Origin of the sequence: Nitrosomonas sp. sh817 (assembly GCF_030908545.1) — a bacterium.
Taxonomy (GTDB): Bacteria; Pseudomonadota; Gammaproteobacteria; order Burkholderiales; family Nitrosomonadaceae; genus Nitrosomonas.
Map to the genome: position 1 here is coordinate 546812 of NZ_CP133083.1, position 14273 is coordinate 561084.

The 14273-nt window shown below is 45.6% G+C and carries 13 protein-coding genes; 10 read left to right on the forward strand and 3 right to left on the reverse strand.

The genetic code is table 11. From position 1 onward, the window contains the following. Positions 1–3: 3 nt before the first annotated feature. The 3 genes from RBH92_RS02640 to RBH92_RS02650 form a co-directional block, all read right to left on the reverse strand. On the reverse strand, positions 4–1020 hold the full coding sequence (locus RBH92_RS02640) for a metal ABC transporter substrate-binding protein (RefSeq protein WP_307933148.1): 1017 nt from the start codon (positions 1018–1020) through the stop codon (positions 4–6). Continuing rightward, positions 995–1558, reverse strand: coding sequence for an urease accessory protein UreE (ureE, locus tag RBH92_RS02645; protein WP_307933149.1), 564 nt, complete (start codon positions 1556–1558; stop codon positions 995–997). Before ureE ends, RBH92_RS02640 begins: the two co-directional genes overlap by 26 nt. A 113-nt stretch (positions 1559–1671) precedes the next feature. Beyond that, on the reverse strand, positions 1672–2127 hold the full coding sequence (locus RBH92_RS02650; protein ID WP_307933150.1) for a universal stress protein: 456 nt from the start codon (positions 2125–2127) through the stop codon (positions 1672–1674). 698 nt (positions 2128–2825) lie between these two features. Between RBH92_RS02650 and RBH92_RS02655 the strand changes: the two genes are divergently transcribed. The 10 genes from RBH92_RS02655 to RBH92_RS02700 all read left to right on the forward strand — a co-directional run bounded on the left by RBH92_RS02655 (position 2826) and on the right by RBH92_RS02700 (position 14219). Beyond that, on the forward strand, positions 2826–4313 hold the full coding sequence (locus RBH92_RS02655; RefSeq protein WP_307933151.1) for a hypothetical protein: 1488 nt from the start codon (positions 2826–2828) through the stop codon (positions 4311–4313). A 230-nt stretch (positions 4314–4543) separates the two neighbouring features. Next, the gene (locus RBH92_RS02660; RefSeq protein WP_307933152.1) at positions 4544–5527 is read left to right on the forward strand and encodes an urease accessory protein UreD; all 984 of its coding nucleotides are present in this window, start codon (positions 4544–4546) and stop codon (positions 5525–5527) included. 72 nt (positions 5528–5599) lie between these two features. Then, positions 5600–5902, forward strand: a complete 303-nt coding sequence (ureA, locus tag RBH92_RS02665) for an urease subunit gamma (protein WP_292924558.1) — start codon at positions 5600–5602, stop codon at positions 5900–5902. 24 nt (positions 5903–5926) lie between these two features. Further along, positions 5927–6235 (forward strand): urease subunit beta, encoded by a 309-nt coding sequence (locus tag RBH92_RS02670; protein WP_307933153.1) that lies wholly within the window; start codon positions 5927–5929, stop codon positions 6233–6235. A 55-nt stretch (positions 6236–6290) separates the two neighbouring features. Next, positions 6291–7997 (forward strand): urease subunit alpha, encoded by a 1707-nt coding sequence (gene ureC / locus RBH92_RS02675; protein WP_307933154.1) that lies wholly within the window; start codon positions 6291–6293, stop codon positions 7995–7997. Between the two features lie 227 nt (positions 7998–8224). Further along, positions 8225–8914, forward strand: coding sequence for an urease accessory protein UreF (locus RBH92_RS02680; protein WP_307933155.1), 690 nt, complete (start codon positions 8225–8227; stop codon positions 8912–8914). A gap of 23 nt (positions 8915–8937) precedes the next feature. Next, positions 8938–9567, forward strand: coding sequence for an urease accessory protein UreG (gene ureG / locus RBH92_RS02685; protein ID WP_307933156.1), 630 nt, complete (start codon positions 8938–8940; stop codon positions 9565–9567). Positions 9568–9671: 104 nt separating this feature from the next. Next, positions 9672–10652, forward strand: coding sequence for an urea transporter (gene yut / locus RBH92_RS02690; RefSeq protein WP_307933157.1), 981 nt, complete (start codon positions 9672–9674; stop codon positions 10650–10652). Between the two features lie 42 nt (positions 10653–10694). Then, positions 10695–11441 (forward strand): carbonic anhydrase, encoded by a 747-nt coding sequence (locus RBH92_RS02695; RefSeq protein WP_307933158.1) that lies wholly within the window; start codon positions 10695–10697, stop codon positions 11439–11441. 63 nt (positions 11442–11504) lie between these two features. Further along, the gene (locus tag RBH92_RS02700) at positions 11505–14219 is read left to right on the forward strand and encodes a TonB-dependent receptor domain-containing protein (RefSeq protein ID WP_307933159.1); all 2715 of its coding nucleotides are present in this window, start codon (positions 11505–11507) and stop codon (positions 14217–14219) included. Positions 14220–14273: the final 54 nt, after the last annotated feature.

Genomic DNA, 14273 nt, shown 5'->3' on the forward strand with positions numbered 1-14273 from the left:
GAGTTAGTCGGTTAGATTACTGGCATCAACATGACGGGCGCAAGCTGGCTTGCCACCCAATGCCTTTGTCATGATTTCAATGTTGTTAATCATCATGCCAATAAATGAATGATTGGGCTTTTCTGGCAGCGTATCATCCGAAAGTTTATCAACAAAATTGGCGCCCGATTCACGTGCAATTTGTTCCATAATTTTGCTAGGAAAGACCTCTGATCCAAAAATAGCTGGTATTTTTTCACGCTTAATTTGTTCGATAATATTTATGATGTCGCGAGGACCGGGTTCAGTGAAGCTCGCTGGCTGGATTGCCGCGATAATTTTCATTCCATAACGTGGAGCAAAATAGGCAAAGGAGTCATGATAAGTTACCAATTTGCGGTTACTTTCCGGAATGGTTCCAATGCAAGCAAAAATCGCCTGGTCGAGCCGGTTCAATTTAGCTATGTACGACGATGCATTCGCTTCATAAAAAGCTGCATGGCTTGGATCAAGATTAACTAACCGATCGCGAATGATTGCTACGTATTGTATGGTCATTGCAATGTTAGGCCAAAGGTGTGGATTGGGTTTGCCTTGCTCTTTGGGAAAACTGAAATCATATTGCCATTCTTCCTTAGGAAGTGTTTCGTTTGCCAAATAAACAATGGGGGTACTGGTTCTTTTTACTTTTTCAGCAAGTCTGATTATCGGCTCTTCAAGATTCAAGCCATTTACAATAATGATATCTGCATTTGCCAATATTTTTGCATTACTTGGAACCGGCTCAAATGAATGGGAATCCATCCCGTTCGGGACGAGGCCAGTCACCGCAATTAATGAGCCTCCTACATTTTCAATGATATTGGTTATTGGTGGTACGGTTGTGGCAATGCGCAGATTTTTGCTAATTTCTTCGGCATACGCCGGATTCAGTGTCAAACAGAGCGCTGAATAAAACAAAATCAATGGATGCATTAACTTTATAGTTTTTATCATGCGAGTTAATTGGAATTTTTCAGGACGATTGCGTATCCGTTCCACGGTGTATCTTCTGGCGTGTGGGAATCGGAGCTAGCGGATTGTGTATGTGACTGTGGTTATGATTATGATGATCGTGATCGTGTCCACCGTGATGGTGTCCACCGTGATGGTGTCCGCTCGTGCTATAGGCGCCGGCTTCCGGCTCGAATTGTGCCGATTCTTCGACAACCGTTGCGCCGAGTCCTTCAAGCATTTCTTTCAAGACGCTGTCCTGATAAATGCGCAAAAAACCATTCGCTACCTGGGTAACTGTATGACGATTTCCTAAATGAAACGCACAACGTAGTAGATCGTACTCTGTATTGCATGTGATGCGATATGTCGGTTCTTCAGCAGAAATAATTTGAACGACTTTGCCATCATCGCTGCTCAAAAGATCGTTACTTCGCAGAACTGCGCCTCGTTGTGTGAAAATAGCGACTTCTTCACCCGAAGCCAGTGTGGTCCGCAAACGGCTGTTTACGCGCAACTCATAAGGTAAAACCAGTTGCGCATAGATCGAATCAGCATGCGATACTTTAGTATTCAATTTAAGCATTTATATTAATATTCCCTTATAATTTTCTTACTGGACTCTGAAGATGAATAATTTTCTCGCCCGGGTCTATGTCTGTTGCTGATTTGTTTCTTTCTGAATTCTCATGAGTCTCATCAGGTTATTGGGGGGGCTTTCGGAATGACTAAAACCGGGATTTTGGCCATTCGTAATACTTTCTGTACGGTACTGCCTACAAACAAGCTACCTAGAGCCCCTTTGCCTTGGCCGGTCATAACGATCATATCGATAGCGTTTTTTTCAGCGTATTTGCATATTTCTTCAGCAATGTCATCCTCGCATATGACAACATCAATGTTCACTCCAGTATTTATAAAATACTGATTGGCAACCGCATTAAGTTTCTGCTTTGTTTGATCTAATACTTTATCGCGATATTCTTGGATAACATTCGGGTTTGGCATTTGCTGTAAAAGACCAGGCGGCACATTGCCGGTTTGGAGAATGCTTAATAACGTAACTTGGTTCCCTTTCATTTTTGCCGCATAGGCTAAAGCAGCATATGACACATCGGAGAAATCTGTTGTAACTAATAGTTTTTTAGAATCCATAGCAGGAAGATTCCCTTCAAGTAATCGAAAATAGAAACATCTTGCTGATTTTCTTCTTAGTGGTATCAGCGTTCAAATGCAGATATTAGTAGGCTTCTAATATAAAACTGTCAATACTTTACGACCATCTCATAAACAAAAGTTGCACTTAAATTTTGCCTCTTCAAATATTCAATGCCTGATTATTTAATCTGAAATATCAATATCTAACCAGCATCAGAAGTAATATCTAATACTTTCTCTTAAAGAAAAATAGAGAATCCACTGAGCAAAAAATAAAATTTTTCCAGAAGAGGGAATAAAAATTATCCTGAGTAGAAAACAAAAGATTTCCTAATGGTGGAAGATCTCTCAGCGGCTTAATATTCCAAGAGCGCTGGTCTTTTATTAAAGAACATCAATGGATAAAAAATGTATTTGCCTCATCTTTTTTAAGAACGGGGCATGCTTGCGGATTCAAATTTATGGAAAATGAGTTAAGTATCGATGTAAGCAAGAGAGGCGAGTTGGTTAATCGGTACTTGGTTTTGTATACATTCAGTACTTGCAGCAAGAGTATTTTAGTATCAGATGAAATTATATTATATTTTATAAAATCGTTTTTTAGACAGATAAAAAATTTTCGTAATAGAAAGTTTCAGCTTTCTCTTTCTATTACATACTGCATATCATCTATCGTAAAAAAAGGGAGATAATGAATGAAGTTTTATTTCTTATGGATGCATCCGGTATCTGGCATTAATAGTAAGAAGCCAGAAATTCAGCAACAATTGCATCAATGTATGAAAGATACATATAAAGAACATAAGAAACTTTTCAAATGCCTTTTCTTTTCTGCGATTGTAATGATAATGAGTGCAGTCTACTCACCAAATGCAAATGCAGACTCTGTTGTTGAGAACAATTTAAAAACAACATCCAGCAATGACAAAGCAGAAGCTGTTGCTGACAGAAAAAAAATGAATTCGTGGCTTCATGGCAATAACTTCGAAGCTAATCATAATAAAGTAGGTGATCTAAAAGTTGGATTCGATAAATATAAGTTCCGGATAGAATATGATAATTATCGATGGCTGACCATTGGTGCTGGCTATAGAGGTTCCGGTGTGTGGGCGCAAAACACTCAAAATGATTACCGGGATCGGTTTAGTAACGATAATGCTCGTATTTATGTGAACGGGCAAGTTCACCGCTTTGTCAAATTCGAGTTTAACACGGAATGTTTTTGGTGTAATAACACGCACAAGGGTGATTCTCCAAAGAATCTTTACACTGTACTCGATGCAATCGGTAAATTCGAATATAACCGTTATTTCAATATCTGGGGCGGGCGCATGCTTGTTCCTACGGAACGCGGTGAATTAAGCGGTCCCTTCTATCAAGCCACGCACGATCCTTTCAAAACTCCTTTTTTCTCCAGTGACTTCAGTACCCATTTTGGCGCGGGTGGAGCCGGTCGTTATGGCCGTGACGATGGCGGTACTCTCTGGGGAAGTTTAGAACCGGGATTCATCCCGGGCACTCTCGGTTATGCCGGGGGGGTATATCGCGGGTTGAGTTCTAAAAATAATGTGGGACCCAATCATTCAGATGATGTACTGTGGGCTGGCCGGTTAACTTATAATTTTTTAAATCCTGAGCAAAATCCTGGCTATTATACAAGCCAAACTTATTACGGTAAGGCCGGAGATATTCTCGCGCTTGCTTGGGGCTTTTCATACCAAAAGAATGGTGCTGGTTCACGTTCGCATAACAGTGACTTTTTCGGTTGGGTAACTGACGGAGTGTTTGAGAAAGTACTCCCTAAAAATCTAGGCGTTCTTACATTTAATGGTGAGTATAAGAAATTTTATGCAAACTACGATAGATCTGCGTTTTCTGATGGTGGTTGTTTCTGTATTTTTGACGGGCAATCCTGGACGGTGACCGGTCTTTATTTGTTTCCTACCAAAATTGGGATCGGTCAGTTTCAGCCCTATGGTAGATTTACCAGTGTTCAACCCGATTTAAGCAGAAACCGCGAAGAAATTGAAGGCGGTTTAAACTATATCATTGATGGCTTCAATGCCCGGGTCTCAGCCTATTACCAGCATGGTGATTTATTTACGAAAGGCTTAAATTATTCACCGGATGCTTTTGGGGAAAAGGTCAATGTTTTTAAGCTCTCATTCCAGTTGCAAATCTGATCATCATCCGCTGAATATGTGTGTGGCATGAAAAAAGTTTTTCCGGAAGAGAAATGGATGTTATGTAACCAAAGATTCAGATCAGAGATTTTTTGAATACTCTGGAGTTATTGAGATAGGGTCTTGTAATAATTTGTATTATTTAATATTTATCCCCGGATGTGCTTTGTGCAATTTGCGTATAAATTAAAAATGAAAACGATACAGAAACAGAAGGCGCACTAATAGAAATGTCCACATATCGAAATTTACAGCAGAATTCGGAAACGGAAGCCTCTGTGGTATCTATAGACAAGATAAGTAATGATAAACAGCAGGGCATCCGTGAATCCCGGGTAACGGACCATCAAGCTCAGCTTAAATTTGTGCATCCAGCTTCTGAAATAAAGCCGGATGCAAGTATTTCATTAACCTTTGACAAGGAAGCAGGAAAAAGTCGTTTAGCGACACGTGATCATTTTGGACAACTGTATGTGCAAAAGCCATTTTATCCTGAAGGCTCGGAAGTTTGCCACATAGTATTGGTTCATCCGCCCGGGGGAGTCGTCGGAGGGGACAGACTGGAAATAGCGAACCATGTCGGCGCAGATGCTAGCGTGCAGATAACAACACCAGGTGCGGCAAAGTGGTACAGATCCAATGGTCACATTTCGTATCAAAATGTAACGCTTGATGTGAAAACCGGCGGTTCGATGGAGTGGTTGCCGCAAGAAACGATCTTTTTTGACGATGCGCAAGTGGAACTTGTTCAAAGCATCAATCTGGAAAAGAACGCAGTCTATATTGGATGCGAGATATTCTGTCTCGGGCGCACCGCTTTCGGTGAATCATTCAATACCGGTCAAATCAGGCAGAAAGTAACCATATGCAGGGAGAAAAAATTAATCTGGTACGAACAGCTTAATTTACGCGGTGGAAGCGAAGCGATGCGCAGTTCGCTCATTCTGGCTGATAAAACTGTTTGTGCAACCTTGTTAGCGGTTAGTGATTCAATTTGTTCCAACGAGTTAATTAATACACTTCGCAGTCTGACAGCTGACCTTGATAAAGGAGCCGGGATGCTGGGTGTCTCGCAAGTAAAATCAGTAATAGTAGCGCGTTATCTAGGTAACTCAAGTGAAGTTGCACGTATCGTGATGTTAAAGCTTTGGGGTGTTTTGCGTCCAGCGCTACTCGGACGCAAAGCAGAAGTTCCGCGCATGTGGAATACCTGAGTTAAGTTTCTTCGTTACGAATTGATTCTGTTGTTTCACGTATTTTAATGACTTATTTAAAAGGAGGTATTCATGGATCTGACTCCACGAGAAAAAGACAAACTGCAAATTTTTACTGCCGGACTCCTTGCTGAGAGACGTAAAGCACGCGGTGTAAAGCTGAACTATCCTGAAGCAGTTGCTTTGATTACATGTGCTGTTCTCGAAGGGGCGCGCGATGGCCGCACAGTTGCTGAGCTAATGGCCGCAGGCGCGCGCGTTCTGACCCGCGCGGATGTCATGGAAGGCGTTCCTGAAATGATCCATGACATTCAGGTTGAAGCTACCTTTCCAGATGGCACCAAACTGGTAACTGTTCATAACCCGATTTCTTAATAATTCTGCAAGGAGTAAACGACCATGATTCCAGGAGAAACCATCATTGAGTCAGGCGAGATAGAACTAAATGCCGGCCGGAACACAAAAACAATCAGAGTTAAAAATGCAGGCGACCGCCCGGTTCAGGTGGGCTCTCATTTTCATTTTTTTGAAGCGAACTCTGCGCTTGACTTCGATCGGCAACAGGCTTACGGCATGCGATTGAATATTATGGCGGGAACCGCGATTCGTTTTGAACCGGGCCAGGAGCGTACCGTTGAGCTCGTTGATCTTGCAGGGAGCAGAATAATCTATGGATTTAACCAAAAAGTTATGGGCCCGCTTGTTTAATCAATCTGATGATAAGCAGCAACCACAGAACAGACAATCAAAAGGAGCAGAAAATATGAGCTTTAAAATTTCGCGCCAGGCCTATGCTGAAATGATGGGGCCGACTACTGGGGACAGAGTTCGTTTAGCAGATACTGAACTGTTCATCGAAATAGAAAGCGATTACACCATTTACGGCGAGGAAGTTAAATTTGGCGGCGGCAAGGTCATCCGCGACGGCATGGGACAATCACAGCGTAACCATGCGGATGTTATGGATACAGTTATCACTAATGTGATCATTATTGACTACTGGGGCATAGTGAAGGCGGATGTTGGGCTTAAGAATGGCAGAGTTGCGGCAATCGGTAAATCGGGTAATCCCGATATACAACCAGGGGTTACGATGGCCATCGGCGCCGCTACCGAAATTATTGCCGGGGAAGGGCAGATTCTTACAGCCGGCGGTTTGGATACACACATCCACTTTATTTGTCCGCAGCAGGAAGAAGATGCCATGATGAATGGCATTACCACAATGCTGGGAGGCGGTACCGGTCCAGCGGTGGGAACGCTGGCGACTACCTGTACGCCGGGTCCTTGGCATATCCATTCAATGTTGCGGGCCTCCGACGGAATGGTCATGAATACTGGATTTTTTGGCAAAGGCAATGTCAGTTTACCGACACCGAATATAGAGCAGATTCTGGCGGGTGCATGCGGTTTGAAGCTGCATGAGGACTGGGGTACAACGTATGCTGCGATTGATAACTGTCTGACGGTTGCCGACAAAATGGACGTACAGGTGGCGATTCATACCGATACGATTAACGAGGGCGGTTATCTCGAGAATACAATCAAAGCGATGAAAGGCAGAACGATTCATACATTTCATACCGAGGGTGCAGGAGGCGGGCACGCACCGGACATTATGAAAGTTGTTGAATATGACAATGTGTTGCCTTCGTCGACCAATCCGACGCGCCCTTATACCCGCAATACGCTGGATGAACATCTGGATATGCTGATGGTATGTCATCATTTAAGTCCTGCGATTCCGGAAGATGTCGCTTTTGCTGAATCCCGGATTCGCAAGGAAACCATCGCAGCCGAGGATATTTTGCATGACATCGGAGCTATATCGATGATGTCTTCAGATTCGCAAGCCATGGGACGTATTGGCGAAGTGGTGACAAGAACATGGCAAACCGCGCATAAAATGAAGGTTCAACGCGGCGCACTCAAAGAAGATTCAGCGAGAAACGACAATTTCAGGGTGAAACGCTATATTGCCAAATACACAATCAACCCGGCGATTTGTCATGGCATTTCGCATGCTGTGGGGTCGATTGAAGTCGGGAAATATGCCGATTTGGTGTTGTGGAGACCGGCGCATTTCGGTGTCAAACCTTCAATGGTATTGAAGGGAGGCATGATTACGGCTGCATTGATGGGCGATCCGAATGCCTCAATTCCCACACCACAACCCGTACATTACCGGTACATGTTTGGCGCCTATGGCACCGCACTGAGAAATACTTGTTATACATTTGTATCAGAAGCCTCCTTGAATGCCGGTTTGGTGGATTTTCTTAAAACCGAGAAACCATTGATTGCGGTTAAGAACACTCGCGGTCTGCGCAAAAAGGACATGATTCATAATGGCGCAACGCCAAAGATGGAAATCAATCCTGAGACTTATGAAGTTCGCGCTGACGGAGAATTGTTGATTTGTGAGCCCGCGATTACGCTTCCTATGGCTCAGCGTTACTTTCTATTTTAGAAACACTTGGTTGGTTCTTCTCGGCAAAAGAACGATTCCGGAATCTTTCTTTTGCTGAATCCCAAGCTCGAAGTAAAGTTTTCATTAAACATCACAAATGTCGGGTGTTTTCATGATTGCACCACGAATTACAGGCGTTTCCGTGACAGCTTGATTGTTAAAAAATCGAATAAATAGATGCCGTTGCTTTTTGATAATTATCTTAACGTGTACCGATACTCGAAAAAATGATAAACGAGGGACAATCCGCAGAGTTACTAAGCTTACTGCACTTGGCAAGCCCATCATTACCGATTGGTGCCTATACATACTCGCAAGGCTTGGAAGCGGCAATAGAAATCGGCAATGTAACCAACGAAGAATCCGCGCAGGCCTGGATTAAAGAATCCTTATCCGTTGTTGCCGATTTCGAGGCGCCGGTTTTTTGGCGCCTGTTGCAAGCTTTTTCAAACAAAAACGAATCGGAGGTTACACGCTGGACGGAAATATTTCTTGTCTCTCGAGATACCCATGAATTTAGAGCTGAAACCATTCAGATGGGTTATTCGCTGAGCAAGTTGATACTTGACTTGAATGTGGCTAACGAAACGCTGCAGTCAATGATGGCACATCAAACAGAAATTCCGTTGCCAACCGCATTCGCTTGCGCAGCCGTTGCATTGAAGCTATCGCATAAAGCTGCGCTGCTGGGTTTCTTATTTTCAATAATAGAAAATCAGGTGCTGGTATGTGTTAAATCCGTACCGCTTGGGCAAGTTGCAGGTCAGCGCCTGTTGCTGTCGCTTCATCCGGAAATAGAAATAGCGGCTGAACGTGCAATACAGCTCGAAGATAATGAGCTTTCCAATTGGGCGCCCGGCTTATCGATTTTGTCGATGATGCATGAAATACAATACAGCCGAATTTATCGATCCTAAAACAATAACTTGGAATATACCGTATGACACAAAAATCTAATCCGCTCCGTGTCGGCATAGGCGGGCCAGTTGGTTCCGGCAAAACCGCTCTGTGTGAAATATTAAGCAAGAAAATGCGCGACAAATACGAAATGGCGGTAATTACAAACGATATTTATACCAAGGAAGATCTTGAAATCTTATTGCGTGCTGAAGCGCTTCCTGCGGAAAGGTTGATTGGCGTGGAAACCGGCGGTTGTCCTCATACCGCAATTAGAGAAGATGCTTCTATTAATCTCGAAGCGATCGCCCGCATTACCCAGGAATTTCCAAATTTGGATCTGATACTTGTTGAGTCGGGCGGTGATAATTTAGCGTCCACATTCAGTCCCGAATTATCGGATTTGACCATTTACGTCATTGATGTTGCCGGCGGAGAAAAAATACCCAGAAAAGGCGGACCGGGTATTACACGATCCGCTTTGCTGGTCATAAACAAAATTGATTTGGCTCCGTATGTTGGTGCCGATCTGGATGTTATGGCGCGCGATGCCAAAAAGATGCGTGGTGACCGGCCCTTCGTCTTTACCAATATGCGCACAGGCCAGGGGGTTCAGGAAATAATTGATTTTATTGTGAAACAAGGTCTTCTGGAAGAAGTGGGAGCGCATTAACTAATTATTACTCAAGAAATCTTTATCTGAATTTGAGCGATCGTTTTTGGGGTGAAAACTTTGGTTCGGAATTTTCTAATCGAGAAATTATCTGGAGATAAAAAATGCAATGGGCAGTGAAAATAGATATGGCTTTGCCACGTCCAATCCGAGTAATACTGAGGGGTGTAGGTCAAGTATTTTTTTGCGGTAATGCTGTTACTGGCCTTGTTTTTTTGGTTGCGCTATATATTGGCGGCACAACCGCTGGATTGGCGGCGACTGTGGGCGTGATTACAAGTACGATCACCGCTGTTCTGCTTGGTTTCTCGGAAGATGATATCGATGCCGGACTCTATGGATTTAACGGCACTTTGGTTGGGCCGTGCCTGTTCTTGTTTCTTGAGAACACGCCGCTGCTGTGGGTTTACGTCGTATTCGCTGCAATTTTATCGAGCGTCGTGCTGGCTGCAATGATCAAAATTCTGACTCCCTACAAAATACCCGCTTCAACATCACCCTTTGTGTTGACCTGTTGGATGTTTATGGTTGCGATATATTCTTTTGAGGCACTATCCCCGAGTCCTGTTTTGCCGGTGCCGGGGATACCCGAAGCGATTGCAAGCGCAAACCTGCCTGTCGCAGCCTGGCTTTCGTCCTTTACGGATAATACGATTGAGCTATGGTATGTGGCGCTGGCCAAAGGAATTGCAGAAGTCATGTTTGCAGATAATGTACTGGTTGGGATTCTATTTCTAATCGGTATTTTAATTACTTCGGCGCGTGGTGCCGTCATGGCGTTTTGCGGAACATTTGTCGGTGTTTTGGTGCCGATTCATCTAGGTGCGAGCCAAAATCTAATCGAAATGGGATTATATGCGTTTAATCCGGTACTAACCATGATGGCAGTGGGTTGGGTTTTTCTCAAACCGTCAACCGGAACCGCCATCCTGGCATTTCTGGCTGGTATTCTGACTGTCATTTGTCAGGCGGCTCTAGCCAATTTCCTGGCGCCAATCGGTTTACCCACTCTGACATTTCCATTTGTATTGACCATGTGGATGTTCTTATTTGCAGCGGGAATGTCTAAACACTGGTCATCGTAATAAATAACCGAATTATGAAATTAAATTTGAAGGAAGAATGAAATGCCGGTTTTAGGAAAGCAAGAAACGCAACAAAGAAGGCTTTTGCTTAAAATGACTACGGCATCCTTGCTTGGTTTGAGCCTACCGTTTTCGGGTACAGCAAATGCAATATCCGAAATAGTAAAAATACCGCCTATTCCCGAGAACGTATTAAGTCCAGAAGCTGCTCTTGAACGCTTGATGAAAGGGAATGAACGGTATGTCACGAACAATTCAACACCGCTGAATTTTAAAGATGAGCGATTGGATCTGGTCAAAGGGCAGAATCCATTTGCCTGTATTCTTAGTTGCTCGGATTCCCGTGTGAGTCCGGAATTCTGTTTTGATGAACAACGTGGAGATTTATTTGTAGCACGCGTGGCGGGCAATTACATTACCACAGATTTTATTGCAACCCTTGAATACGCTGCTGCTGTTTTGCACGTTCCGTTAATCATGGTTCTGGGACATGAGAGTTGCGGAGCTATCAAAGCAGCAATCGATGCAACGGATAATTACCAGCAGTTTCCAGGACATATACAGACAATTGCCACGGCACTGACTCCGGCAGTCAGGGCTGTACGCATAACCCCGGATTATGTTGCCAGTGACCGGTATTTCGACATTGTTAAAAAGAATGTCGTGCTCAATGTTGAAGAATTAAGAAAACAGCCGCCCATCTTGAGCCGGTTGGTTGATAGCAAGAAACTCAAGATCGTAGGGGGGGTATATCATCTCAGAACCGGAAAAGTTGAGTTAATTTCATAATAGGTATCGCAGAAAATTAATCGCCGCTCGTAGCATTTCATTAACTTACTTGCCTAGCCGAGAATGCTTACCCGATATATTTCCACGAAGCACTCCGCATTCTTTTTGTTGATCTCGCTGCTTTTGCTTGGTTTAATTATTGCGTTTTTGCCTTCCTCTCACGCGCAATTTACATTCAATTTCTATTTCGCTAAGGACTGGAGTGAAGGATTCCTGCATCCGCTAATGGGCTGGGATCATATTCTCGTGATGGTGGCGGTGGGCATCTGGGCTGCTCAGATACGAGGACAGGCCCTGTGGATATTGCCTGCTGTATTTGTCGGTATCATGAGTCTTGGCGGCCTGACGGGTGCTGCCAGCTATGCTGTTCCAGGCGCGGAAGCCATGGTTCTTTTATCCTGTTTCATGATCAGCGCCTTGATCATATGCGGGGTACGATTCAGCGCACCGGCCAATATCATTATTATTTCCCTGTTTGCATTTTTTCATGGTTATGTGCACGGACAGGAAATCTCGGCCTCCACCAGCCTTGGTTTTTACATTGCAGGTTTTGTGTCCGCCACACTACTACTACATGGCGTCGGGATTCTGATTTCATGGCTGATCGTGCTAGCGTTTACTTTCTTTTTCAGCACCAGTATTCATGCCCAGGGAAAAGACCTGCCAGCTTATGCAAATACTGCTGAACGTGGTTCACAGACCAATAAACTTGCCCATGCGACTCTGGATGAAGTGCGTGTTACCGGCCGTGCCGATGAACTGACCGGCATCGCCGACGCCGCTTCACAAGGCAAAGTCGGGCAGGATCAAATCCGGTACCGGCCGATGACTCGTCCCGGAGAAATTCTGGAAACGGTGCCGGGACTCATCGCTACCCAGCACAGCGGCGAAGGTAAAGCGAATCAGTTTTTTTTGCGTGGCTTCAATCTGGATCATGGCACCGATTTTCTCACGCAGATCGAAGGCGTGCCGGTCAATCAGCTTTCTCATGCCCACGGGCAGGGCTGGACGGATATCAATTTCCTGATCCCGGAATTAATCGAATCGATCGAATTCAGAAAAGGAAATTATTACGCCGACACCGGGGATTTCTCCAGCGCCGGATCAGCCAACATCCGCTACTTCAACCGTCTGCCCCAAAATATGCTGCGCTTCACCGGCGGCAGTTTTGATTATTACCGGGGATTGATCGCCGGATCACGTCGGCTATCACAAGGCAATGTGTTGTATGCCGGCGAGATCGTGCACAACGACGGCCCGTGGACTACCGGAAATAATTATCTGAAGTTCAACGGCCTGATCCGGTACAGCGGCAGCAACGGCAACCAGGACTGGCGTATCACCGCGATGGGAACGCATTCGGATTGGCGCGCGACCGATCAAATCCCGAGGCGGGCTATCGGGATGGACACTATCCGCCGGTTCGACGCGATCGACCCGACCGATGGCGGAAAAAGTCATCGCTACAGCCTGACGGGCGAATGGAACCGGCGCTCGGAAAACAGCCTGACGTCGGTCATGGCGTACGGCATTTACTCCAAACTGGACCTTTATTCGAATTTCTCTTTTCTTCTGGATAATAATGAAACGACCAATCCGGTGGGATGCTCGGGGTTAAACGGTTTACAGTCCGCCAACCGGATTTCCACGAGCATATTCCAGACCTGCGGCGATCAGTTCGGTCAGCCCGACGACCGCTGGACAACCGGCCTGGCGGCCAGCCACACGGTATTTCATAAAATCGGCCGGTTCGATTCCGAAACGACGCTGGGAATACAAGTGCGCAACGATAATATTCAGAATGCCCTGACAAAAGCGCATGCGCAGCGGGTGTACGGCATTACCCGCCAGGACTCCGTCTGGGTTACCAGCGTCAGCCCTTTTCTGCAAAACAAGACACAGTGGCAAAGCTGGCTGCGTACCAGCATGGGCGTGCGTTTCGATGGCTTCCGCTTTGCCGTCAACCAAAGCAATATCCAGCAAAACAACGGCACGCGCTATGACGGATTGGCCAGTCCGAAATTAGGTATCGTCTTCGGTCCCTGGGCGAATACCGAGCTTTACTTAAACGGCGGATTGGGCTTTCACAGCAATGATGCCCGCGGGATCAATACCCGCATCGATCCGGCCAGCGGCAGTCCCGTGGATCGCGCCGATCCCCTTGCCCGCACCTACAGTGCTGAAACCGGTATCCGCTCAACCTGGATCCCGGGCTTGCACAGCACCTTGACTGCCTGGTGGATGGATCTTCAATCGGAACTGGTTTTTGTCGGGGATGCAGGCACGACCGAAGCAAGCCGCCCCAGCCGCCGCTACGGCATCGAATTCACCAACTATTACCAGCCGGTGCATTGGCTGACATTTGACGCGGATTTCAGTTTCTCGCATGCACGTTTTCGCAATGCCGTGCCGGATGAAGGCAATCATGTGCCTAACGCCGTGGAAGCGGTCATTGCCACGGGCGCGACCTTTCATGATGTTTCCGGCGGTTTCTACGGCGGCCCGAGATTGCGGTATCTTGGGCCGCGCGCGTTGAACGAAGACAACTCCAAGCGCTCGGACGGCACTATTTTGCTCTCCGCGATGCTGGGGTATGAATTCAACCGGTCGTTCCGCATTCAGGCCGAAGTGTTCAACATGCTGAACCGCAAGGATGATGCGATCACTTATTTCTACACGTCCCGCCTGCCGGGTGAGCCGCTCACCGGCGTAAACGACTTCCACTTCCACCCTGTCGAGCCAGTGAGTTTCCGGGTCGGGTTTGTTCTTAATTATTAACGGAGATTTTTGCACGGTTACCCGCCTGGATTTGCCGGGTGGTCTGAAAAATAG